The organism is Xenorhabdus miraniensis (assembly GCF_002632615.1).
Genome location: NZ_NITZ01000011.1, coordinates 119,854 through 145,425, shown reverse-complemented (window position 1 = coordinate 145,425; position 25,572 = coordinate 119,854). Strand labels below are relative to the sequence as shown.

21 protein-coding genes and 4 tRNA genes are annotated in these 25,572 nt (G+C 39.5%); 13 read left to right on the top strand and 12 right to left on the bottom strand.

The annotated features are described in order from the left end of the window. Nucleotides 1–163: 163 nt before the first annotated feature. The gene (locus Xmir_RS12205; RefSeq protein ID WP_099114511.1) at nt 164–604 is read left to right on the top strand and encodes a hypothetical protein; all 441 of its coding nucleotides are present in this window, start codon (nt 164–166) and stop codon (nt 602–604) included. Between the two features lie 264 nt (nt 605–868). Here Xmir_RS12205 and Xmir_RS12200 read toward each other — a convergent pair whose 3' ends face one another. From Xmir_RS12200 to Xmir_RS12185, 4 genes are all read right to left on the bottom strand, one after another. Further along, nucleotides 869–1,501, bottom strand: coding sequence for a LysE family translocator (locus tag Xmir_RS12200; protein ID WP_099114510.1), 633 nt, complete (start codon nt 1,499–1,501; stop codon nt 869–871). A 143-nt stretch (nt 1,502–1,644) separates the two neighbouring features. Continuing rightward, nucleotides 1,645–2,580: a LysR family transcriptional regulator gene (locus tag Xmir_RS12195; protein ID WP_099114509.1), complete on the bottom strand. Its 936-nt coding sequence runs from the start codon at nt 2,578–2,580 to the stop codon at nt 1,645–1,647. A 233-nt stretch (nt 2,581–2,813) separates the two neighbouring features. Beyond that, nucleotides 2,814–4,349: a peptide MFS transporter gene (locus tag Xmir_RS12190; RefSeq protein ID WP_099114508.1), complete on the bottom strand. Its 1,536-nt coding sequence runs from the start codon at nt 4,347–4,349 to the stop codon at nt 2,814–2,816. A gap of 622 nt (nt 4,350–4,971) precedes the next feature. Continuing rightward, nucleotides 4,972–5,916 carry a Kdo(2)-lipid IV(A) acyltransferase gene (locus tag Xmir_RS12185; protein WP_099114507.1) on the bottom strand — a complete coding sequence of 315 codons (945 nt, stop codon included), beginning with the start codon at nt 5,914–5,916 and terminating at the stop codon, nt 4,972–4,974. 494 nt (nt 5,917–6,410) lie between these two features. Here Xmir_RS12185 and trhO point away from each other — a divergent pair, with 494 nt between their 5' ends. Next, on the top strand, nt 6,411–7,469 hold the full coding sequence (trhO, locus tag Xmir_RS12180) for an oxygen-dependent tRNA uridine(34) hydroxylase TrhO (RefSeq protein WP_099114506.1): 1,059 nt from the start codon (nt 6,411–6,413) through the stop codon (nt 7,467–7,469). Between the two features lie 151 nt (nt 7,470–7,620). On the opposite strand, the gene Xmir_RS12175 is transcribed toward trhO, so the two are convergent. The 8 genes from Xmir_RS12175 to Xmir_RS12140 form a co-directional block, all read right to left on the bottom strand. After that, nucleotides 7,621–8,214, bottom strand: coding sequence for a response regulator transcription factor (locus tag Xmir_RS12175; RefSeq protein ID WP_099114505.1), 594 nt, complete (start codon nt 8,212–8,214; stop codon nt 7,621–7,623). A gap of 228 nt (nt 8,215–8,442) precedes the next feature. Next, nucleotides 8,443–8,697 carry a biofilm formation regulator BssS gene (gene bssS / locus Xmir_RS12170; RefSeq protein ID WP_099114504.1) on the bottom strand — a complete coding sequence of 85 codons (255 nt, stop codon included), beginning with the start codon at nt 8,695–8,697 and terminating at the stop codon, nt 8,443–8,445. Nucleotides 8,698–8,932: 235 nt separating this feature from the next. Then, nucleotides 8,933–9,985 (bottom strand): dihydroorotase, encoded by a 1,053-nt coding sequence (gene pyrC / locus Xmir_RS12165; RefSeq protein ID WP_099114503.1) that lies wholly within the window; start codon nt 9,983–9,985, stop codon nt 8,933–8,935. A gap of 232 nt (nt 9,986–10,217) precedes the next feature. Next, nucleotides 10,218–10,293: transfer RNA gene (locus Xmir_RS12160), tRNA-Asn, on the bottom strand. Nucleotides 10,294–10,538: 245 nt separating this feature from the next. Further along, a tRNA-Asn gene (locus Xmir_RS12155) sits at nt 10,539–10,614 on the bottom strand. A 387-nt stretch (nt 10,615–11,001) separates the two neighbouring features. Then, nucleotides 11,002–11,077, bottom strand: a tRNA-Asn gene (locus Xmir_RS12150). Nucleotides 11,078–11,494: 417 nt separating this feature from the next. Next, nucleotides 11,495–11,570: transfer RNA gene (locus Xmir_RS12145), tRNA-Asn, on the bottom strand. Nucleotides 11,571–11,701: 131 nt separating this feature from the next. After that, nucleotides 11,702–12,211, bottom strand: a complete 510-nt coding sequence (locus tag Xmir_RS12140; protein WP_099114529.1) for a YlaC family protein — start codon at nt 12,209–12,211, stop codon at nt 11,702–11,704. A 490-nt stretch (nt 12,212–12,701) separates the two neighbouring features. Between Xmir_RS12140 and cspE the strand changes: the two genes are divergently transcribed. From cspE to Xmir_RS12080, 11 genes are all read left to right on the top strand, one after another. Continuing rightward, entirely contained in the window at nt 12,702–12,914 is a 213-nt protein-coding gene (gene cspE, locus Xmir_RS12135; protein ID WP_047965154.1) for a transcription antiterminator/RNA stability regulator CspE, read from the top strand. Between the two features lie 823 nt (nt 12,915–13,737). Then, nucleotides 13,738–14,448 carry an MgtC family protein gene (locus Xmir_RS12130; RefSeq protein WP_099114502.1) on the top strand — a complete coding sequence of 237 codons (711 nt, stop codon included), beginning with the start codon at nt 13,738–13,740 and terminating at the stop codon, nt 14,446–14,448. A 513-nt stretch (nt 14,449–14,961) separates the two neighbouring features. Continuing rightward, complete coding sequence (locus Xmir_RS12125; RefSeq protein ID WP_099114501.1) at nt 14,962–15,411, top strand: hypothetical protein; 450 nt, start codon at nt 14,962–14,964, stop codon at nt 15,409–15,411. 6 nt (nt 15,412–15,417) lie between these two features. Then, the gene (locus Xmir_RS12120; protein WP_099114500.1) at nt 15,418–15,612 is read left to right on the top strand and encodes a magnesium ABC transporter ATPase; all 195 of its coding nucleotides are present in this window, start codon (nt 15,418–15,420) and stop codon (nt 15,610–15,612) included. 2,366 nt (nt 15,613–17,978) lie between these two features. Beyond that, nucleotides 17,979–18,329 carry a flagellar transcriptional regulator FlhD gene (gene flhD, locus Xmir_RS12110; RefSeq protein WP_010847229.1) on the top strand — a complete coding sequence of 117 codons (351 nt, stop codon included), beginning with the start codon at nt 17,979–17,981 and terminating at the stop codon, nt 18,327–18,329. A gap of 2 nt (nt 18,330–18,331) precedes the next feature. Further along, entirely contained in the window at nt 18,332–18,913 is a 582-nt protein-coding gene (gene flhC, locus Xmir_RS12105; RefSeq protein WP_099114498.1) for a flagellar transcriptional regulator FlhC, read from the top strand. Nucleotides 18,914–19,047: 134 nt separating this feature from the next. Further along, nucleotides 19,048–19,929, top strand: coding sequence for a flagellar motor stator protein MotA (gene motA, locus Xmir_RS12100; protein ID WP_099114497.1), 882 nt, complete (start codon nt 19,048–19,050; stop codon nt 19,927–19,929). A gap of 2 nt (nt 19,930–19,931) precedes the next feature. Further along, entirely contained in the window at nt 19,932–20,951 is a 1,020-nt protein-coding gene (gene motB, locus Xmir_RS12095; RefSeq protein ID WP_099114496.1) for a flagellar motor protein MotB, read from the top strand. Between the two features lie 6 nt (nt 20,952–20,957). After that, nucleotides 20,958–23,165, top strand: a complete 2,208-nt coding sequence (cheA, locus tag Xmir_RS12090; protein ID WP_099114495.1) for a chemotaxis protein CheA — start codon at nt 20,958–20,960, stop codon at nt 23,163–23,165. 30 nt (nt 23,166–23,195) lie between these two features. Beyond that, nucleotides 23,196–23,693, top strand: coding sequence for a chemotaxis protein CheW (gene cheW / locus Xmir_RS12085; protein WP_099114494.1), 498 nt, complete (start codon nt 23,196–23,198; stop codon nt 23,691–23,693). Between the two features lie 164 nt (nt 23,694–23,857). Beyond that, complete coding sequence (locus tag Xmir_RS12080; protein WP_099114493.1) at nt 23,858–25,561, top strand: methyl-accepting chemotaxis protein; 1,704 nt, start codon at nt 23,858–23,860, stop codon at nt 25,559–25,561. Nucleotides 25,562–25,572 lie beyond the last annotated feature (11 nt).

Sequence of the window (25,572 nt, the reverse complement as noted above, 5' to 3'; positions counted from 1 at the left end):
TTATTTTTTGTTGTGGGAAGTAGAACACAGAATGTTGAAAATACAATAAGTTGTAAAGAGTTATTTAAGGTGGTTGCAAAACACACAAAGATTCTAGTATTGACCTTAGGGGGCAATAGCTATTAAATAATAATTCTTTGTTATAGTTCCAATAAGGGAAGATATGAAAATCAAAGGACTTCATTGCCTATTTTTTCTTTTGTCAGCGTGTTGTTCTCAGGCTCTGGCATTAGATTTAAGCTACAAAAGCGATATACCTGCGGATAACAAGCCTTCAGAAGAGTATCTGAAAAAGAGAAGTGGGTTAGATCACGGGAGTTGGAATACAGAGAAGCTGGCTAAGGATAACGCCTTGGCTGAAAAACGAGAAGATGAACTTAAGGAATATAATAATAAATTTGAACAAAAAAACAGCTTGGCATTTTCTTATGATTGGTATGATAAGCAGTTTAAGGCGAATCCCCATATGAAAAATACCTACTCTATGCCGCATTTCCACGAGCAGATTAAACGTTGGTGTTATAGAGAAGCTAGACAGAAGCTAGAGAAAGAGCATGGAAATGGATATTCCTATGCTGATATTTCTGATGCCTGCGGTTATTAATTGTACTATCTGCATTCATAGTAGAGTAGTTCATAGTAGAGCATGGCATGCGTAAAACAAGGCTAAATTCATCTCTGAAACTGCATACCAGAATGATGTAGTAGCGTACAAGGATGCTGGAGAATAGCGAAAGGATTCGCAAATTTAATGGCAATCATTGTGAGTTAGTCTTGAGTTATAGTCATTCTCTTTGTTGCGTTTACTGTTTCATATCGGTGTATAGCGTTTATCATCGGCATGTAAACTCATCGTCATGGCCTTTTCCTAAAAATGACTAATAAATAGGTTAATTGCTAAAGCTATAAATATCAAACTCGTGATTTTATTTAAAATGGTTTGTATTGATGGCTTACTGGATATAACATTGTTCAAAAATCCAGATAAATAAGAGATAAGTGTAAATAAAACAAAAACAATAATGACAAACGTTAAGCCTAAATAAAATAATTGTAATGAAACTGGAATGGAGCTTGCGCTGTTAGTGGTAAATTGTGGTAAAAAAGCCATAAAGAAAATAATAATTTTAGGGTTTGATAGGTTCATTATCAGCCCTTTTTTAATGAACATCTTTGTATCGTGAAAATCGCTAGCATGTTCTTGAAAGCCAATAGGTTTTGCATTGAAGGCTCTCCAGGCTAAATGACTTAAATAACAAACCCCAAGTACTCGGATAATTTCAATTGCTACAGTACTTTCTCGTAGTATTGCTGCAATACCTAATGAGACTAAAGACGTATGTATCAGCAACCCAATACACAGACCAATAGTAATTGATATTCCGGTTTTACGTCCATTTATTGCGGATTGACTTAATACAAAAATATTATCAGGACCTGGTAAAAGGCATAAAAAGAATGAAATGCTGATAAAGGCAATGAGTATTTCTATAGATAGCATATTTATTATCGTGATTATATTAAATAAAAGTTGAGAATATGTGGATGATATAATTTTGGATTACAAATCACACAGTTAATTTTCTTTTGTACAAGTGGTGATGATATTAATACAAATCAATTGGGCACAGAATACCCCAAAATCTACTGATGGATATGAATTAATTTCATACCTTGTTCGATAGTTTTTTCAAGATGTTTTTTAATTAGAGGGAAACAGATCTCTCTGAACCATCTATGTTCCAGATCTTGGTGATGTTTAGCATGCCACAACAAATAGTACTTTTGTGCTTTGATATTGATAGGTAAGCGTTTTATCTGCAAATCATAATGTTGGGCAAAATCAGCAGCAATATGAAGCGGTATGGTTAGCATGGTGTTCGTTTTTAACAACAACTCAATAGCGGCTTGGAAAAAAGGAACTGTTGAAAAAATATGACGATTGAGGTTCATCATTGCTAAAACTTGATCAACAGGGCTGCTTTTATCTCCACCGCCACTAATCAGAATATGTCTGGCATTTATATAGTCGTTAATAGTTATATCATTATCTGACTTAGAATGCGTATTTCTGAATACAACAGCAAGTTGGTCTTCAGCCATCATCTTACCGTATAAATTATCAGGTATAGCATCGGCAATAGTTGCAACTAAATCAACATGTTGTTCAGCAAATGTATTGAGATTTTCTTTATGCCATAATTTATATTCAATACTGACGTTAGGAGCCTCGCTTTCAATATTATAAGATATAGACGGTAAGATAGCTTGGGCGACATAGTCGCTAGAAGCAAAGATAAATTGTCTTTGACAAAGACTTGGCTCCATTAATTCAGGTGCATATAGGTTATCTAATTGCTGGAGCAATACCGGAAGCTGTTCTTTCAGCTTTTCTCCTTTTTTGGTGAGGATGAATTTATTTGCTTCTCTTACAATGATCTTGTCATGAAAATCTTCACGAAGCTGGTTTAATGTTTTACTTATTGCAGATTGTGTAACGCCTAACTGTTTTGCGGATTCAGTTAAATTACGTGTTTGTAGTATTGATACTAAAGCTGGTAATAATTTGTAATTATTCAAAATGTATTTTCCGTATGTAAATTGTGGTGTCGATGCTTTTTATCATTTATTGCTTCCGCAATGGTAACAATCGTGTATTCCATCAATGGGTAATAGCATGTTGAAGATAGCATATCTTGTATAAAGAGAATAAACCGCCACCGAATACCCCCAACTTAGAAATGGAGATGCAGTGACGGTTTAACCAAAATTTAAACTAATTAATGGGTTAGTTTATCGTAATGATGCCATCGTCAGGACTTTGCTTCTGCCTCATGCAGGCTGCTCGTCAAACGACGGATAGGTACGATAAGAACAAGTAAAATCGCGGAACAAATTACCAACGACAGTGAAACATTGGAGAATAGCTGAGGCAGGCTATCCAGTTTATCTGCACGCACATTGCCGCCAATTAAGCTAGCAGCGAGGTTACCCAATGCACTGGCACAGAACCATAATCCCATGACTTGTCCCCGTATGCGGGAAGGGGCTAATATTGTCATTGTTGCCAGCCCGATTGGACTAAGGCAAAGTTCACCAAGAGTCAGAAAGAGAATACTGAAAACGATCCATAGTGGTGAAACTGTACCACCAGTCGCCAGTACGTTTTGGGCGGCGAACATCATGACTGCAAAACCACCGGCAGCAAGCAGCATACCAATTAAAAACTTGCTAATACTGCTTGGGTTCATGTTGCGTCTTGCCAGCGCAGGCCATAACCAACTAAAGATTGGAGCTAGCAAGATAATATACAGTGGATTGATTGACTGGAACCAAACAGCCGGAATCTCATAACCCAGAATGACGCGGTCAGTATAGTCATTAGCAAATAAGTTAAATGATGTTGGTTTTTGCTCGAATGCTGACCAGAATAAAGCGGCTGAAACTAGCAGGATGAAACAGATGAACAGGCGGATTTTCTCATTGCGGTTTAGTCCTGCAAACAGGAATAAATAGGCAAAATAGAGAATAACACTGGACGAGATGACATAAACCAACGTATTGGCAACTTTAACGGGGTTAAATGGAATAGCTCCCACAATCACTAATGCAGCAATCGCAGAAACTGTTATTGCAATTGCACAGACCCATTTGCCAACGTGTTTGCGTTTTACCATTGGGTGATCCCAACTGGAATCCAAACCGGCTTCTTTATCGTAACGACGCATCAGAGGAACAGTATAAAAACGAAAAATCAGCAGGGCGGCCAGCATACCTAATCCACCGACACCAAAACCCCAATGCCAGCCATAGTCTTTCACCAGCCAGCCCGTGATTAATGTTGCGATGAAGGAACCTAAATTAATGCCCATGTAAAACAGGGAGAAACCACCATCACGACGGGGATCATCTTTTTTATACAGGGTTCCTACTATAACGGTGACACACGTCTTGAACAGGCCCGTACCGAGAGTAATGAGCAGCAACCCAATAAAGAACAGATTGTTACTCCAAATGGCGGATAGGGCGATGGAGAGATGTCCCAGGGCGATAATAATCGAACCATACCAAACAGCAAGCCGTTGACCTAGCCAGTTGTCAGCTAACCAGCCACCGGGTAGTGATGTCAGGTAAATACTGCCCGCAAAGATCCCGACAATCGCTGATGCTTGATCACGAGGAATGCCCATACCTCCATCAAAGATGGCCGCAGACATGAACAAAATCAGAAGAGGGCGGATACCATAGAACGAAAATCGTTCCCACATTTCTGTCATAAAGAGGGCGCTAAGTGGATAAGGGTGCCCAAAAAAAGTTCTATTTTTTCCGTTGTTGATTGAAGATTGCATCTAATAATTCTTCCTAAAAATCCATCTTTATGATGGTGATGTTTTACAAGTCAAAATGAAAAGGTTGCTTTATAATCATGCTAAACAAAATTATTAACATATTTTTATAAAGATTCTTACTTAATTGTTGGTGTATTTTTAACATGTTCTTTGCTTTTTTCATTAACAAGAAGCACATTTTTTACTTTATATTCCATTTTTTAGAATGAAAGTCGATAAGAATCTCAGTTTTAGAATTTAATAGCAGGTATGTGATGGGGATTATTGACTTAGATATTTTTTATTATCAAAAATATTTTTTGTTAATCCACTTATAAAACAATGAATTAATTTTTAACTAATACAGATGGTGATATTTTTGCGTGTTATGATGTGCACTTGGGTTTTAAACAGGCTGAGTTTACATAAAGACAGTGAATTTCTTCCTGTTTTAGTCGGGAAGATTGTAAAAGACCAAATTATTTTAAGAATAAAAAGGCTGAAAAAAGCAGTTTAAAAAAACACTGATCCTATGCGGGAAATGGCAATAAAAACAAATTTATTTAATAATTCTATAACATTTTTCAGGGAGATGTGGGTAAAAGGCATTGGCTGCTATTTATAAATAGCAGCCATATGATTTTTATTTGTGAATATTATCGTTATCACTATACAAGGATGGCATGCCTTCAGGACGTGTCTTAAAACGGCGGTGTAGCCACATGTATTGCTCAGGTGCCTGCATAATCTCTTTTTCAATCACCTTATTCATGAACGCAGCAGCCTCTACTTCATCTTTTAGAGGAAAATTTTCTACGGCGGGTTGAATAATTAATTCGTAACCTTTCCCATCGGGTAATCTGCGAGGAGTAAAAGGGAGCAATGCCGGATTGGACAAACGGACGAGAATTGAGGTTCCAGTCGTAGTTGCCGCATGTTCAACAGCAAATAGCGGGGCGAATACGCTGTTACGTGGGCCGTAATCATGATCAGGCGCATACCAGACAATTTCACCGTTTTTCAGGCAGCGGATCATACCCTTCACATCTTTTCTATCCAGCATGTATTTATTGGAACGGAGCCGTCCCCATGTTTGTAGCCAATCCATGACAGGGTTGTCATTTGGGCGATACACTCCAATTCCCGGATTCAACATACCAAAGATACGCGCGCCTAATTCCAGCGTCAGAAAATGCACTCCAATAACAATAATTCCCTGGCCTTTGGATTGCACTTTTTGAATATTTTCCCGTCCAGTGATGTTGAACCAGCGCCTGATTCTCCAGTCAGGCCAGAACCAGGCCATTCCTGTTTCAAATAAACCCATGCCAACAGATTCAAAATTTTTGACCAGCCATTCATGCCGTTTTTCTGGAGGCATATCAGGGAAACAAAGTTCCAAGTTGCGTTCAGCGACTTTGGCACGCTTTTTCAAAAAACGTTGTGATAGCCGGCCAAGGCGAGTTCCTATCCAGTAAATCGCTGGATAAGGGAGTAAAACCAGTAAATAAAGTATGCCGATACCTAACCAGGTCAGCCAGTAACGGGGATGTAAAAATGAATGACGAAAAGGAGGTGCTTGTATCATGTGTTTTCAGTGTGTTATTTGTCATTTTGAATTGAAGCTGTGTCGAAAATCTTTACATATTTCATCGTTAGTGAACGATTTGTACGCTCAGTTTCTTAATACAACTTGTGTTCAAATTATCTGCAACAATAGACGCCTATTGAGTAGGCTTTAAGAGTCATTTTGGTGCATTGTGACATTTTTTAATGGAATATCGAAATATTGGGGCATTAAGTACCTAATTGGGCGATAAATTGTGCGATTAACCGCTCCTGCTTGATAGCATGTTACCATGCGATAGTCTTGTTATAACCATTCTTTGTATGATATTGGCATAATTATGCTATTCCCGTATACGATATTCAAATACTTGCTATACATTGTCAGGACACAAGCCACTATCGTCAGGACACAAATCACTATCCGCTAAAGCGCATTTTCGCTATGATATTCGGCCATCAATGGGGCAACCATTGAATTTTTTATTTTTTAATCGAAATTCAGGAAAGTACACCATGCCAGTGTTACATAACCGTATTTCTAATAAAGAGCTGAAAGAACGTATGTTGGCTGAAGCCGAGCCGCGCACGACCATCTCTTTTTATAAATATTTTACCATTTCCGAACCACAATCTTTCCGCGATAGCCTGTATCAAGAATTTACTGAACTATCTGTCTTTGGGCGGGTTTATATCGCCAAAGAAGGTATCAATGCCCAAATTAGTGTACCTTCCAGTAACGTTGATGCTTTGAAAACATTATTGGATGAAACTGATCCTGCATTACGTAACCTGCGCCTTAATATCGCTCTGGAAGATGACGGTAAGTCATTCTGGGTATTACGTATGAAAGTGCGTGAACGCATCGTTGCTGATGGTATTGAAGATGAAACTTTTGATCCATCAAAAACAGGCGAATATCTCAAAGCGGCTGAAGTTAACCAAATGCTGGATGATCCTGATACCGTCTTTGTCGATATGCGTAACCACTACGAATATGAAGTAGGGCATTTCGAAAACGCAATTGAAATTCCTTCTGATACGTTTCGTGAACAACTGCCAATGGCAGTAGACATGCTGAAAGACAATAAAGATAAAAATATAGTTATGTACTGCACGGGTGGAATTCGCTGTGAAAAAGCGAGTGCTTATATGCTGCATAATGGTTTTAACAAAGTCTATCATGTAGAAGGTGGCATTATTGAATATGCCCGTAAAGCGAAAGAAAAAGGGCTGCCAGTTCGCTTTATCGGTAAGAACTTTGTCTTTGATGAGCGTATGGGCGAACGTATTTCTGAAGAAGTCATTGCGCACTGCCACCAGTGCGGAGCGACATGTGATAGCCATACCAACTGCAAAAATGATGGTTGCCACTTGTTGTTTATCCAGTGCCCATCGTGTGCAGAGCGTTTCGAAGGTTGTTGCAGTGATGCTTGTAGTGAAGAGATGAGACTACCGGAAAACGAACAGCGTTCTCGTCGGGCAGGAAGAGAGAATGGGGCTAAAATTTTTAATAAGTCCCGCTATCGTTTAAATGATGGTTTGAATATTACATCTTTGCAATCCATTAAGTGATGTATACCCGCCGTCTTTCAAGTTACAACTTTGTTAGTTGCAATTTGAAGCCGGTGGGCATAAATATTCTTTAACTCATTAGTCCACAGCACTGATGAATTAGCGTAAATAATTAAATATCATTTAGGCTAAAGAAGTTTATTTAAATGACTTAACAAAAATATTTAAATATATTGTAAATAAAAAGTAACTCTATTTTATTAGAAACGCCTGTTTTTTCTATAATATGCCTTTTGTGAGAATAGACTGTACTATTGCTGACTTTTAGTATTTGGGCAATTTTATGAGTGTTGATTTCTAACATCCAATAATAGATGACACGGTTTTCCTGATGGCTAAAAATAGAGCTATGGATATTGAAATTAGAGAAATAACGTTGAATATCAAATGATGTCATTTCCTTTAGGCGATTAAGCAACATCATCAGATTTTTTTTCGATAGAATAAAATCATTATTTGTCAATTGGATAGGTGTTTTTTTGAAAGGATAGGGTTTGTCAATATAAGTATAAATACGTGCTTCATTAACTAATGAAATAAATAATTCCAGTTGTTCGCAATAATAACTATAGTGACCATAGTTTGTTAAATTCGCCAGAATAACATCCGGGGAAAAGACAGGCAGAATATTGATAGCATCTTGAATTGATGTTGCTTCTTTAAGAAAAATATCCGTATATTCTTTCAGAAACTCAATGATTCCTAAGCGTGTATAATGGCATTCCTCAATGACTAATAATTTCATTACTTGAACATCCTTGTTCTACTATGGTTATTTAAAAAATAGATTATTTAGAAAATTAGTTTAACAATTAAGCTATTGCTGGATGAAGAAGGTCGTATAATACAGGATTATAAAGAATAGTGAACTAGGTGGATAATTTTATTGATTAGTATTTGTTCGCTTGTCTATCTTGGACACTCAGTACATTGAGTGCCCAAATGGGTTGAAGGGAAGTGTTTGAATTCATTGTTAATGTTTAATGTGATCGAGTTGACTGTATTCTGATGCTTCTATTTTTTCAATTCCGGCTTGTAAAATGAGGATAAGTTGTTTGGCCACCCCTGTTGTTAACCACAATGTTTTGTCGACGCTAACATTCTCTGGATTTTGATCTTGAGAGGATGCGTAATGAAGACGTATCATCATGGCGTCATAGGCATCAACGGTGCTGATATCCCAGCCTACAACAGGATGAGTTTGGATTATTTCATTTTTATTGTCCATGTAACCTCCTAATCAGACTACAGCATCATTATTGATATAATTGACTAAGAGCAAAAACACCCATCTAGGATGAGCAAGTAGCAGTATAAACCTTTTTGCCAATCTAAGAAGTGAAAAGAACGGAATTTTTTCATCATTACTGATGGAAATGATTATAAGCTATTCGATTTTTTTTATAAAACAGATAATTGTGCGGAAATAAAGGATAATTTCCGCACGGTCAGCAGTAAAAAAATTACTCACATAAGTTAACATCCCATCCGGCATCTTCCCCGGCAAGGAATGGAATCAACTTTTCATCACCGCACTCAACATACTCGACAGCAGGTGTCGGCTTACGCGTAAGTTCAATAAAACCGTCATTAACTGGAAGATCATAAAATGCTGGGCCATTCAGGGAACAGAAAGATTCAAAATGTTCCATGGCTCCGATTCCTTCAAAAACAGTAGCATAAGCAGCCAGAGCGGTAGGGGCATTGAAAACCCCGGCGCAACCACAAGACGATTCTTTGCGGTGTAATACATGGGGGGCTGAATCTGTTCCCAAGAAAAAGCGATTACAGCCACTGGCAACTGCTGCCCTCAATGCCTCTTGATGAATGTTGCGTTTTAGCACTGGTAAGCAGTAAAGATGGGGGCGAATGCCACCAACTAGCATATGGTTGCGGTTGAACATCAAATGCTGTGGTGTCAGAGTAGCACCTAATTTATCGTTACCTTCAAGAACGTATTCTGCGGCTTCTTTAGTTGTAATATGCTCAAAGACAACTTTGAGTCCGGGGAACTGCCTGCGTAATGGTTCCATCACTTGTTCGATAAATCGTGCTTCACGATCAAAAATATCGATATGGGAAGCGGTGACTTCACCATGAATCAGCAGGGGCATGCCTATTTTTTCCATAGTTTCCAATAATGGGTAGATCTTTTTGACATCGGAAACACCGTGGCTGGAATTTGTTGTTGCATTGGCGGGATAAAGTTTACAGGCGGTGAAAATACCTTCTTTATAGCCCGTTTGAATTTGCATGCTGTCTGTTGAATCAGTCAGATAACAGGTCATAAGAGGCTGGAAATCGTGATCTGGCGGAATAGCTGCGATGATCCGCTCCTTATAGGCTTTGGCGCTGGCAACATCTGTTACTGGGGGGACGAGGTTGGGCATGACGATAGCTCGGCCAAAGAAACGGCTGGTATGGGGAACGATAGTTTTTAGCATATCACCATCGCGGAAATGGACATGCCAGTCGTCAGGGCGGCGGATTTTAATTGTGTATGATTCAGTGGTCATGGAACCGGCTCCAGAATAAAGGTGAAAAAATGATGGATGCTGATTCAGCACTCCTTAAAGCCGGAGGAGAATGATAAAACGAAAATAGCTAAATAGCTATTATTGAATGATAAAATCCTGTGAATTTTGGAAGATTAGAATTTTAAATTTATGTTTGCTAGGGTATTCAGAGGAAATACATCGTATCAAAAAAGGAAAAAATAGAAGTAACAACACGAGGGTGAATTGAATTTGGCTCCTCCAGCTGGACTCGAACCAGCGACATACGGATTAACAGTCCGCCGTTCTACCGACTGAACTATGGAGGAACTCCTTCAAGACGGGGTGCATATTAACGGCACTTTTTACGTTTGTCAAAGCAGAAAATAACAATAACTGTTTGTTTGCTGGTAATGTGTACTGCGTGTATCTTTTTCGGACTTTTCTGCCTGTTTTAGAAGAAATCCTGCCGTGAGAACTTATCAGTAGGGCCAGAAAGTAAGCAGGAGAAAAAACAGGAGGGTGAAAAGCAAAAAGCCTGATTAGCAAAACTAATCAGGCTCTTCAGAATTTTTGGCTCCTCCAGCTGGACTCGAACCAGCGACATACGGATTAACAGTCCGCCGTTCTACCGACTGAACTATGGAGGAACTCCTTAAGACGGGGTGGATATTAACGGTACTTTTTATATTTGTCAAAGCAGAAAATAACAATAACTGTTTGTTTGCTGGTAATGTGTCCTTATTGGTTTCTTTTTGAACTTTGTTGTGTTTTGTGAGCGATCAATCGCGTTAATGTGAGCATATTTCAGGAAATATAGAGTAAAGCTGGCAAAACAGTCGGTTAACAAAGTAAAACCGTAAGATAAAAGATAAGCATTGTAATAAAGAGGGGAAAAATAACTAACGGGTAAGCAATGGATTGATAAACGAACAACCAGTCGAGAAACAAATAATTAGCGGGAAGCAAGCAAATAGCCAGTAGAAAATAGATAGTAAAAAGCCCGGTTAGCAGAACTAATCGGGCCTTTCAGAATTTGGCTCCTCCAGCTGGACTTGAACCAGCGACATACGGATTAACAGTCCGCCGTTCTACCGACTGAACTATGGAGGAATTGGGTTGTTCCTGAGAACGGAGCGAATGATACAAGGAATGCTTTGGGGTTGTAAAGTAAAAAAAATAAAAATAAGGTTAATTGGTTAATGTGTGATCTTAATGGTGTTTTTTTGTTATTTTTTGATGAAAATATAGTTCATCTGGCAGGCTTTTATTGATTTTATAGTCAGTAATTATATGCTGTTTATTAAGGGAAAATTGTATTTTTTTTGTAATTATTGCGTTTATGATGAATTTTTCATGTTCATCGAGCAAGTGAGTACGGAATCTGGTGTTTCAAAATAATACTTGGCATACTCAATGCAAATGCAAAAACGGCCTCCCGTTTGGGAGGCCGTTGTAAACGGTTTAAACTAGATTATTTAGTTTAAGCTCAACACCTCGCAACGTTAACAGAGCGGAGTGTTCTGAATTTGGCTCCTCCAGCTGGACTCGAACCAGCGACATACGGATTAACAGTCCGCCGTTCTACCGACTGAACTATGGAGGAATTGGGTTGTTCCTGAGAACGGGGCGAATATTAGCGATGAACTGGGATCATGTCAACGCAAAAATTCTTTTTTCTTACCGTTTGCTCATCATGTGAGCGTGTTGTGTCATGAAACTGCTATTTTGTTGAATTTATGCACTTTTGTTCGCCATGTTAAGAGGTTGAGCATAAGGTGATTGCTCTGAACAGGCGAGCATAAATACATCATAAAAACAAATGCCGTGCTTTTTCTTCATAATGTGTTTGATGTCATCTTTGATTTCATTAGGTACTCGAGGATGATTGAGTATTCTATTAATGGCATTTTTGGAGACTTGTTCGTTGACGAACCACTCTCCGTTATAACAGACACGTAAATCGAGCACGTCAATATCTTCGAAATGATAAACTGGCTTAATATCAAATAGCAGAACAGCGGCCATAGCAATAAAAGCTACAGTAAATGCAAAAATAGACCAAGCCCCAAAATAGGGCGCATACCACATGAGCGTAGCAAGAAAAGCATAAGCGATAACCATCGCCAGACATAGATAGGGATGATGGTGAATAAAAATGCTGTTGAAGTGCACTTTACCGTCACGATGCTCTTTAAGATTGATCCGCTCAAGATCTTGAATCAATATCTGTTTGATGATGTTCATAATGCTAACCCACTTATTTGTAGAAAAGTGTTGTAAAAAGCGCGATCGAATTGAAAGTTTTACCATTTTCAAGGTTAGCATGTCTGCAACCCACATCTGTATAGCAATTGATTTAATTTATTTGGAAAATTGTTATTGTTGGCGAGCAATAATCAGTATTTCTGCTGAGACAAAAGTTGAATTAATCAAATAAAATTATAAATACACCTTTTTATTATGTTATTCTGTTCTAATATTGAGCGTATGTGGTTTTTTTAAATCGATAATACATAAAAAGGTTGCTATTCGTGTGCGGTCATGCGTTAATGCGCTTGGCCTGATTAACAGACCTACTTTATGTACGACATCTTGAGTTAATGAGTTATGTGTAAGTGCTATCTTCGGTAGCCTTTGTTGACCGTTTCCTTCTTAGTGCCTCCATAAGTAATAGCTGATACTGGCCAACACATGCCCGAGGTGGCGAGTTTTTTTTGATATATAGGAAAGTCAAATGTCTGACAAAATGAAAGGTCAAGTGAAGTGGTTCAACGAGTCTAAAGGCTTTGGTTTCATCACTCCAGCTGATGGTAGCAAAGACGTATTCGTACACTTCTCTGCCATTCAAGGTAACGGCTTCAAAACTCTGGCAGAAGGCCAGAATGTAGAATTCACCATTGAAAATGGTGCCAAAGGCCCAGCAGCAGCAAACGTCTCTGCTATCTAATTTTCGCCTTTATGCCTTACTTAAGCTCGCCAGGCCAGAACGCCGTGGCGGGCTTTTTGTTTTTCTGTTTTATAAATCTATTGCCGTAAGTTTCTAGGCTATAAATTTCTGGATTGATTTATTTATATGGTAAAAATAACGGAATGAAAATAATGTATTATTTATCATCGGATAAAATCAATTACAATTAAATGACAAAGTATTTATAGCACTGTTGCTTTTTAATGAGGCAGGCAACACATAGATTTTTTTGTAAATGGTTCTTGCAAAACAGCCTCTCTAACCGAGTCTTTACTTATTAATTAAGTCTGTTTATACTCACCCGCAAATTCTCTTGGAGAGCGATCAATTGGACAGTCAAAGTTTTAGATTAAATAGAAAATAATCCGGTAAGCTGTTCATTTCTCTTCGATTTGCTGCTTACCAGTAATGGTGGGCGGTACTACTTTAACTTCATGAGCTGTACCCACCCGAATAAAGATCATTTGATACTGTGGATCTACTGAGTTGGATTCTTAACAAAGTATTAGCTGAAGGTATATCGGGGTATACATGATGTGGTCATATATTCACTCCTTATTCCCTCCGGGAACATGCAAATAATCAACTCGAATTTATTTCATGTACGATGAAGAATTATCTCTTCAGGCTCTCTATTGTGTGTTCGTTGAATAGCAGATGGTTTTAAGGTTAACCGAACCAGAACAGGCTGTAATGTACATGATTCTCTATACCCAATAGATCTTAAGTGACTTATGGTCAATTTAAAAATTGAACAATTAATAACTTGAACACTTAAGGGGTTATTTATCCATTTGATGTTATGGAGAATACTATGTTGTTAACATCTATTGCCATTCATTTACTATCCGCGCTGTGCTTTGGCGCTCTGATTGGGGCTGAACGTCAGTGGCGCCAACGTATGGCTGGGTTGAGAACTAATGCTTTGGTATCAACTGGCGCAGCGGTTTTTATTATTTGTTCAATGACGGCTTCTGCGGATAGCCCCGGGCGTATTGCTGCACAAATTGTATCTGGAATTGGTTTTCTTGGTGCCGGTGTCATTATGCGTCAAGGAATGAATATTCGTGGCTTAAATACAGCAGCAACATTATGGTGTTCGGCAGGGATCGGCGTGTTATGTGGGCTGGGTCAATATTGGTCAGCCAGCATAGCAACAGCCATTATTCTTTGTGCGAACATTTTATTGAGGGAAGCAGCACAGCGAATTAATACACAGCCTCCTCAACAAGCCCTGGATTTAGAACAACGTTATAAAATCCATATTATTTGCGCTATAGATGATGAAATTTTGGTAAGGACTTTGATCTTGCAGGCTCTGAATGGGTTAGGTGTTAGATTACAGTCGTTGAGCAGTGCAGATGCTATTCAGTCCGGCCGACTTGAAGTTTGTGCGGAAATATTAGCTACGCCAGCAGAGCAAAAAGAAATTGAGGCGATTGTTTGTCGGGTTAGCCTGGAAAAAAGCGTCACCTCAGTAAATTGGAAAATTGCTTCTGAGTTGCCGGCTTAGAATTATTTTTTATTTATAATTTCATAGCATTATATGGATAAAACGCGAGCGGGGGAGATGCCCTCCGTTCCCCATGACAGTTATCGTACTGATTATTTATTGTCATTATTGAATGGAGATGAGACTGAACTAACTTAATTTATTATTTTTTTTATAATCACACAAGGTAAGTTGCTTCGGCTTTGGTTGGGATATCAAACCAATCAGGTGATCCTGAGGAAGTGATTCTGAAATACGATGTGATGGCTTATGTGAAGGCTAAGCTACTTGTTCTGAAAGTGTATCTGAAACAGAGTTACCTGCACATTTTTAATGGTTACAAATGTAACTGATGGTATAGCAATGGTGCTCATCATAGCAGCAGAAAAGTAACCATGGAGGCACTATTTACCGATAAAACGAAGATTTTGATTCAAGACAAAATTATTCTCCAACACTTTTGAAATACAGAGGGTAGGGATACCTTATTAGGTTTGGCTAAACCACTTTTACCAAAGTACTGGCAGAAACTTAATGGATCAAGCGATAGTCAGGTATGGAAACGGGAATTCAGGCATTGATTTTCTCAGCAGCTACAGAAAAATTGATGAGTTGCCGTTTGATTTTGCCAGTTTCAGGTTATCAATTTGTGTACGAAATTTGTTTAAAAACCATCAATTAGTCTGCAAAGATACTTCTGAGGAAATGCTATCAGTTTGCTCCTATATAGGGATAAAGGAGAAAATTATTCCTCTCACTGAAGAAAGTCGTAACAATGTAATAGAACTGGTTAGTAGCCATAACGAGCAAGGTTTCAGGGTGTTAATCTTAGTGACACTGGAGTTCAGTGTTGATGAAGTGAAACTTCAGCCTTCTCTTGCTGATAAAAGAGAGGCGGAACTACAAGGTTTATTAACATTTTTATATTCACCAAGAGAGAGCATTGCAATGGCTATTGTGGTATTAAGAAGAAATATCATTTAGGTTAAGGTGATTACCGGAGATAATCCTGTCATTACGGCTAAAGTTTGTCATGATGTGGATTTAGATTCTGGAAATATTCTTATTGTCCCTGATATTGAACTAATGAGTGATGAAAACCTTTCAAAAGAAGTGGAATTAAGATCAATCTTTTGTCAGTTAACCCTAACAAAAGTCATACATTTTAAAATCATTGTAAAATAATAATCATTTGATTGGTTTTCTTGGTGATGGAATAAATGATGCACTGGTATTGCGCTATGCTGATGTTGGAATTTTAGTTGATACAGGAGGCGTATCACAGGAGTGCCAGCAGAATCATTCTGTTTGAGAAAAATTTGAAGGTATTAGAGGAGAGAGTAATAAAGGGAAGGAAAACGTTTGGTAATACCGCCGAGTATTTAAATAGGTCGGCTAGTGCAAATTTTAGAAACGTATTTTCTGTATTGATTGTCAGTGCATTTATTCCACTTTTACCGATGTTAGCCATTCATTTTCTTGTACAAAATCTAATGTACGATATTTCACAACTGTCTTTACCGTAGAGCAAAATCGATAAAGAGTTTCTGAAAAAAAACTATAAATCTGCTATAAAGGACATAGAACGTTTTATGTTCGGGGCGTCCCTGTTTGACATCACGACATACGCTGTGATGTGGTATGTGTTTGCAGCGAACAGTTGAACATCAAGCCTTATTTCAATCATGGGTCATCATGGATAGTTGTGGGAAAGAGATTGTCACAAGTATTGATTGTACACATGTTGTACGAACATTGTACGCATGAAAAATTCATTTTGTGCAAAGTACAGTTGCTTTACCTGTTTTATTAATGACACTAATAATGGTATTGGGTATTTACATTCAGTTTTTTTCTGTTGATACCCTAATGGGGTTATCACTGCTGCCATAGAAATATTTTCTATGGCTAATTGGGATACTAATAAGCTACTGTATCATTGCTCAAAAGATTAAATGATTTCACATTCATCGATTTGGTGGATGGTTGTGAATAATTCTCATTAATTACTATCTTATTCTGTATGGGTTAAGAAAAAATCCATACTAAAAGTATGCCATTGAAACTATCATCATAACAAAATTTCTGTAGATATTTAGAATAGGTATTGATGTTATTCTTTGAATATGAACCTCTATCACAATAGAAATGAATTTAATGAAGTAATAGAGTTATATTTACCTGTTATTTTATTTATTTGAAACGCCAATTTAAATCACTCATTGTAATTTTTATTTAAAGTTAAGTAGGATAAATTTCTTTTTAATATTTGTTTTTATGTCTAGATTAATTTTTCCTATTCAAAATATCCATTCTTCTTTTAATTGGGTTTTATGTAATAATAAATCGTTGCCAAATTTGCATTTGGGAATGATTTTATATCTATATTTTTTGTTATTTAAGTAAATTAATTTTTAGTCAATAGGCTATTTTCCTATTGAATTTGGCTATCAGATTGCATGCTTCGGAAAACCCTTTAAATCATTTGTTATCCTTATCATTTATGGGTTGGTCGAAAAATATATTGATTATTTTTATTTATGTTTTGTGCGCATAAGCTAGCCAATGAGAGGAAATAATCACCAAAGAAAATTTCGTTAAATTTATGTCACAGAAAGGCTGTGCGCGTACTTTTTTAGTTTAGATAAACTTATTAGTGATCGTAACTAAGAATGGCTTTAAGCACTCTTGAGAGGCGTGTATTTCGTTGAATTAGCAAAGCATTGCTGGTTGTGTTTACTGAGGGATTTGGATGCAGATGTTTTTTTATTTCAATATCATACTGTATTTTATCTTATTTTTGTGATCTGTGTGATATTTGACTTCAAAGTGGGTGAAGTATCCCTCTTTCTTCTGTGTGAAAATGATACGATCATAAACTAAAAATGATCAGACTGGTAGCTTTTTAATAACTAGTATTCACATATAATTAATAAATTTGGCATAACTATGATCTAAATCAAGTTATAGTGGAAGATGAGTACCTACCTACATTATCAGGAGGCAAATTTTATTAAGATATTGGTAATTTTACTAAAGGAAAGATTTTTTATCGTTATTTTGGATTTATAAGTTTAATAGATCGTACAAAACAAAAAACAGTCACTAATATTTTTATTTAGATAATTTAACTTATTAATTGTAGACTATTTCTCGTTTTTTGTTGCTTGAATAGTTAATGAGCTAGAATCATAATAAAAACTGTTAGTTTTGTGATCGGGATCACATAGTATTTAAAATGACATATATTCTCCGTTGTATAAGTTGATGATTCAGGAGTAAAGTTAATTAGCATTAAGAATATTCTTAATCAATTGTGGCAAGTGCATTACCCAGATGACGCAATAATACTTTCACAACCCATTACCGAAATATTTTAGAAATTGGGCGATCCCAAGAGTAATACAAAGGACAGTTACTGCTCTGGCTAAAGATGTATATTTCAGTTATGTCGGAGATTATTGAATCTCATGCTACTGGTAATTTTGTCGTGAGTGATTCTTTGATCACTTAATTTAATTTTTTCATGTAATCGGACGGGATATATAGAAATGAGTACGGTTGAATTGCTCAAACATATTTATGACATAAATTTATCGTATTTGCTTTTAGCACAACGGCTAATTAACCATGAGAAAGCATCTGCGATGTTCCGTTTAGGTATTAGTGAATCGATGGCTGATACGTTGGCCGAGCTGACATTGCCTCAGTTAGTAAAATTAGCTGAAACAAACCAACTAATTTGCCATTTTCGGTTTGAAGACCACGAAACTGTACAGCAGTTAACGAAGGAATCGCGAGTGGACGATCTGCAACAAATTCATACAGGTATCTTGCTGTCTACTCATCTTTTTCAGCAGTTATCCGCTCAGGATGACACTTCAATCAAGAAAAGAGCATAACGATGGTTGAAAAAAGTATTGTTCAGGAAGCGAAAGATATTCAGCTGGCAATGGAACTCATTACTTTAGGCGCGCGATTGCAGATGCTTGAAAGTGAAACGCAACTAAGCAGGGGCCGATTGATCAGGTTGTATAAAGAGTTGCGGGGAAGCCCTCCGCCTAAAGGGATGCTCCCCTTTTCGACGGACTGGTTTATGACTTGGGAACAGAATATTCATTCGTCAATGTTCTACAATGCTTACCGTTTTCTATTGAAAAGTGGACATTGTGAAGGTGTGGAGGCTGTTGTAAAAGCCTATCGGTTGTACCTTGAGCAATGTCCTCCAGGGAGTGAAAATGGACCTGTTTTGGCATTGACCAGAGCTTGGACACTGGTTCGTTTTGTTGACAGTGGTATGTTGCAGCCAACAGAATGTCGCTGTTGTGGTGGGACTTTCATCACACATGCTCATCAACCGGTGAACAGCTTTGTTTGCAGTCTTTGCCAGCCACCTTCACGGGCAGTAAAAAAACGTAAACTTTCCTCTCAACCTGCCGATACTAATTCACAACTGCTGGATGGATTTGCTCAGCAAGCTATGTGAATTTAAATGAGAAAGTAAAATCTAGGTTACAGGTTTGGATGTGAAGCCTGTAACCTGCTTCCACACCCTTCTTCATTTATCAATTCGCCCTGTTCAAATCCCATCTGCTCACCAACTTAGCTAAAGGATATCGCGTGTTAGTACTTTTAGGATATATCGTAGTTTTTGGTGCGGTAATTGGTGGCTATCTGCTTGTCGGTGGTCGCATGGGCGCACTTTATCAGCCAGCGGAATTTTTGATTATTGCAGGTGCGGGAATTGGCGCTTTTATCGTGGGCAATAATGGCAAGGCGATAAAGGCAACATTGCGTGTCTTACCAAAAATATTACGCAGATCAAAATACAACAAGGCGATGTACATGGATCTTATGGCATTGCAATTCCGCCTGTTATCCAAATCCCGCCAGCACGGGCTCCTTGCTTTGGAAAGGGATATTGAAAACCCACAACAAAGCGACATTTTTACACAGTATCCCCGTTTGTTGAAAGATCAGCATTTGATGGATTTCATCACTGATTACATGCGCCTGATCATCAGCGGCAACATGAACTCTCATGAAATCGAAGCGTTGATGGATGAAGAGATCGAAACTTACGAACAAGAGAGTGAAATTCCTGCCACCAGTTTGGCGATGGTCGGGGATTCATTGCCTGCATTCGGGATTGTTGCTGCTGTAATGGGCGTCGTTCATGCCTTGGGATCTGCGGATCGCCCGGCAGGAGAACTCGGCGCTTTGATCGCACATGCGATGGTAGGAACATTCCTTGGGATCTTATTGGCTTATGGTTTTATTTCTCCTTTGGCGACATTACTTCGTCAACGCAGTAGTGAACAGATCAAAATGATGCAATGTATCAAGGTAACACTACTTTCCAGTTTGAATGGTTATGCACCACAAATTGCGGTTGAGTTCGGTCGCAAAACGTTATTCCTCACAGATCGTCCTTCATTCACAGAACTTGAAGAGCATGTTCGTCGGGTTAAAGCTCCTGTACAACAAGAAGTTGAAGAATAATTATGAGAGCGAATAATGTTTCTGTCGTCAGAATAAAAAAACGCAAAAAACATGGTTCGGGCCATGGCCATATTGGTGGATCATGGAAAATTGCATATGCTGATTTCATGACTGCAATGATGGCATTCTTTCTGGTTATGTGGCTGATATCGATCGCCAGTCCGCAGGAGTTGACCAGCATTGCAGAATATTTCCGCACTCCCTTACAGGTAGCGATCAACAAGGGGCAAAAAAGCAGTGATAGCACCAATCCAATCCCGGGGGGAGGGGATGATGTTTTCCAGCAGGATGGGGAAGTTTTGCGCCAAACCAAGTCGGTTGAAGCCAATGAGGAAACTCATCGCCTGAATCGGTTACGCCAGCAACTTGATCAACTGATTATCACCGATCCCCGCCTTAAAGAACTGCGTCCTCATTTATTGATCGACATGATGGATGAGGGGTTGCGCATTCAAATTATCGATCAGGCAAACCGCCCAATGTTCATGATTGGCAGCGCAAAAGTTGAGACTTATATGAGTGATATATTGCGGGCAATTGCGCCGATCTTGAATGGTATTCCAAACAAAATCAGCCTTTCTGGTCATACCGATAATTTACAGTATGCCAATGGTCAGCGAGGCTACAGTAACTGGGAACTTTCCTCTGATCGTGCCAATGCGTCAAGGCGAGAATTGCTGATTGGTGGTTTGGATGAAGCTAAAGTCCTGCGAGTGGTAGGCATGGCGTCCACTGTGAGTATGCAGAAAGGCATCGATCCGAATGCACCAGTTAACCGTCGTATCAGTATTATTGTATTGAATAAAGATGCAGAAAAAAGGATTGAGCAGGAAAATAGTGGCGGTAACGCCATGACAGCCAATAATAGTATGGATATGCAGGAAGTCATCAGAATGGATTCGAATGAGGGAGCACCTGCTCAGCAACCCACCGAACAATCCCATGTGATCATAAAACATGAAATCACAATATCGGATCAGCCAGCGGCTGAACCGCCGAGTGATACTAAGATGACAGAGTAAGTAACGATGGATATTACCGCGTTTTATCAGACTTTCTTTGATGAAGCAGATGAATTATTGGCTGATATGGAGCAGCATTTATTGTTGCTCAATGCCGACGAACCCGATCATGAACAGTTAAACGCAATATTTCGCAGCGCCCACTCTATTAAAGGGGGCGCTGCGACTTTTGGTTTTACCAAGCTGCAACAAACCACGCATGTTTTGGAGAATCTGCTCGACAGTGCCAGACGTGATGAAATACGCCTGACCATTGACATTATCAACCTGTTTTTAGAAGCGAAAGACATTATGCAGCAACAATTGGATGCCTATAAAAGTTCTCAGGAGCCGGATGAAGATACATTCAATTATATCTGCGAAACACTGCGTCAGCTTGCATTGGAATTACAGGAAGAGCGGCAGGAAGAGAACTTTTTCGCGGCAACATCTGCAACTCAGGCTGAAATTGTTACAGAAGACGTTGCAAATGAAACTGAAGAAAAACAGGCGATAGAGGCAGCACCGGCAAAAGAAAATCAGTCAGAAGAGAAACATTCTCCGGCAGACAAATCCCATCATGGTCAGATTCGTGTTCATTTGTCCGGGCTGAAAGAACGCGAAGTCAGTTTAATGAAGGATGAACTGGGACATCTTGGTGAGCTTTATGATGTTGAACAAACTTCAAACAGTATTGAAGCATCTTTAGTCACATCCGCGACAGAAGATGATATTACGGCTGTTTTGTGCTTTGTAATTGAGCCTGAGCAAATCACTTTTTTGCCTACGAATGAAGCTGATACAGAAAATACAGCGACTGAAACAAAACAAGATGCTGGAGTAAAAACAACAGCAGAAGAGAATACGACAGACAATACCGCAACAAAAAATACAGCGGCAGAGACTACCGTAGCTATAACCACGGTAACTGCGAATAATCCGCAACCCTCGAATGCCCCGAAAAAAACGGATGTCCGTGAAATTGGGCGTCCGGCGCCACGTCCAGCGGCGGGCTCACCACGCCAACGTGCGGAATCTTCCAGTATTCGTGTTGCCGTTGAAAAAGTTGATCAACTCATCAACTTAGTGGGTGAATTAGTTATTACCCAATCTATGCTGGCACAACACTGTAATAGTTTGGAACCGACAAAACACAGCGAATTGTTGAGTTGTATGGCTCAATTGCAGCGAAATTCCCGTGACTTGCAAGAATCTGTCATGTCAATCCGCATGATGCCGATGGAATACGTTTTCAGCCGTTACCCACGTTTAGTACGTGATCTGGCCGGAAAGCTTGATAAAAAAGTGGAACTGACACTGATCGGTAGCTCGACCGAATTGGATAAGAGTTTGATTGAGCGGATTATTGATCCTCTTACACACTTGGTACGCAACAGCCTCGATCACGGTATCGAAAGCCCGGAAAAACGCCTTGCAGCCGGAAAATCAGAAACGGGTAATTTAACGTTGGCGGCTGAGCATCAGGGGGGAAATATCTGTATTGAAGTCATCGATGATGGCGCGGGCTTAAACCGTGAGAAGATCTTGGCAAAAGCGCAATCTCAAGGATTGAGTGTCAGTGAAAATATGAGCAATGAAGAAGTGGCTATGCTGATTTTTGCTCCCGGATTCTCGACAGCAGAAGTTGTAACGGATGTTTCTGGTCGTGGTGTCGGTATGGATGTTGTAAAACGCAATATTCAAGATATGGGCGGACAGATTCAGATCAACTTCCAGGCAGGGAAGGGGACGGTCATTCGCATTTTGCTACCACTGACACTGGCAATACTGGATGGCATGTCTGTCAGAGTTAATGATGAAGTTTTCATTCTGCCATTGAGTGCGGTAGTCAGCTCATTACAGCCACAAGATGAAGATATTTACCCGTTGGCGGGTGACGAAAAGCTGTTGCAGGTGCGTGGTGAATATTTACCGCTGCTTGAACTGTACCGCATATTTGATATCCCGAATGGGGAAACTGACCCAACGAAAGGCATTGCTGTCATTGTGCAGAGTGCCGGACGTCGTTATGCACTACTGGTGGATAAACTGGTGGGGCAGCATCAGGTTGTTGTTAAAAATATTGAGAGCAATTACCGCAAAGTGCCGGGAATTTCGGCGGCCACTATCATGGGGGATGGTAGTGTGGCACTCATCATTGATATTCCTGCTTTGCAGGCACTCAACCATGAACAACTGGCTGAGCGCAAAGTAGAACTGGTGAATAACAAATAAGATAGTCATCTCACAGCAAAAGGTAACATCATGTCAGCCATAGAAGAATTCAATAAATTATCGGGGGAAACGACCGGAAGGGAATATCTGGTTTTCACCTTGGGTGACGAAGAGTATGGAATTGAAATACTGAAAGTACAGGAAATTCGTGGTTATGACCAAGTCACTCGCATTGCGAACACACCCGCTTTTATAAAGGGAATCACCAACCTGCGTGGAGTGATTGTTCCTATCATTGATCTGAGGATCAAATTTTCACAGGAAGATGTCACTTATAACGATAACACCGTTGTTATTGTCCTGAATTTGCTTAACCGCGTCGTCGGGATTGTAGTTGATGGCGTGTCTGACGTGCTGTCTTTGAAAGAAAATCAAATCTGTCCTGCCCCAGAGTTTGCGGTGACATTATCAACAGAGTATCTGACAGGGCTTGGCTCTCTTGATGAACGGATGTTGATTCTGGTTGATATCGAAAAACTTCTCAGCAGTGAAGAAATGGCATTGGTAGATTCAGTCGCTAAAGGCTGATTTTTTTAAGGCTAATGTTTTAGGGCTGTTGCAATAAAAAACAACAGCCCTTTTGTTCTGGATCAAAAAAATGCTGTAAAAAATCAATTTTTAGAATTACGCATAAAGTTCCCTTTAAGCGTGCCGATAACACTGGCATAGAAATTTATTACAAAAGGGAAGTCATGTTTAACCGAATGAAGATAGTGACGGGACTCATCTCAGTCATCATATTATTTGGTGCTCTGCAACTTATATCCGGGGGATTGTTCTTCAATGGGTTGAAGAACGATACAGAAGCGTTCGACCTGACGGATCAATTGCGTGAGCGGCAAAAATTATTGGATGAAAGCTGGGTTAACCTGCTTCAGGCCCGCAATAATTTGAACCGAATTGGTTTGGTTCTGATCATGAAAGAGCGTGATATTGACAGTGAGTATGCCATTGATGATATCTGGGCAGAGGCTAAGGTCAACCTTGCCCGCGCGGAGCGCCGTTTTGAACAGTTTGAGAAGATGCCAAAAATGTTGTCACGTGACACAGAGCGTTTTCAAATGTTGATACAAACTCATCATGATTACCTCAATGCCTTAAAAGGGTTAGACATGATGCTGGCAAAAAAAGATTACAAAGCTTTTTTTGCACAACCGACCACTGGTTACCAGAACGCTTTCGATACGGAATATGGATATTATCTGGATCAGAATGACAAATTGTATGAAAAGATATCCGATGAAGCGGATGCTGTTTATCGCAATATTATTATCAGCCTGATCTCTGTATTTATACTGCTAGTTGCGGTAATGACCATAAGCTGGATTGGATTGCGTAAGGTATTGATTGATCCGCTGCACAAGCTGCTGGATAGTATCAAAGCATTTTCGAAAGGTGATTTGACCCAGACGATCAGTGTATCTGGTACTAATGAAATGGGGATGCTGGCGGTTGGCCTGAGACATATGCAGGAAGAACTGATCCAAACCGTCAGAAGTGTCCATCAAAGTACCGAAACCATTTATACCGGTACCAGCGAAATTGCCGCAGGTAACAACGATCTTTCCTCTCGAACCGAACAACAGGTAGCTTCTCTGGAAGAAACCGCTGCCAGCATGGAACAGTTGACTGCAACGGTAAAACAGAACGCTGACAACGCCCGTCAAGCCAGCAATCTGGCTGACAATGCCTCCGATATCGCTCGCCAGGGCGGCAAAGTAGTGGCGAATGTTGTACAAACCATGCACGAAATTGCAGACAGCTCCCGCAAAATCTCTGATATCACAGGCGTGATTGATGCCATTGCCTTCCAGACCAATATTCTCGCCCTTAACGCTGCGGTGGAAGCTGCCCGTGCCGGTGAACACGGACGTGGTTTTGCTGTAGTTGCCGGAGAAGTTCGCAATCTGGCACAGCGCAGTGCGGAAGCGGCCAAAGAGATCAAAGCACTGATTGAAGATTCGGTAAACCGTACTGACACCGGTTCCGTGTTGGTGGAAAGTGCTGGCGAAACCATGAACAAAATTGTCGATTCTGTTACCCGCGTGACTGACATCATGGGGGAAATTGCATCGGCTTCTGATGAACAAAGCAGGGGGATCACGCAAGTTGGTGTCGCTATTTCCGAAATGGACAGAGTTACCCAACAAAACGCGTCATTGGTTGAACAGTCTGCTGCCGCAGCCGCAGCATTGGAAGAGCAGGCCAAAGTTTTGACCAAAGCAGTCGCGTTGTTCCAGTTACCGGAGCAGGCAGAAAGGATACAGCCTGAAAAAAGAAAACATGACGTTTCATTGACGAGTAAATCGTCAACTCCTCCAGCTAATAAGACGAATTCTCCCGTACTGAAGAAAAGCAGTAATGTGGAAGACCCATCTAATTGGGAAACATTCTAAAAAAATAATAG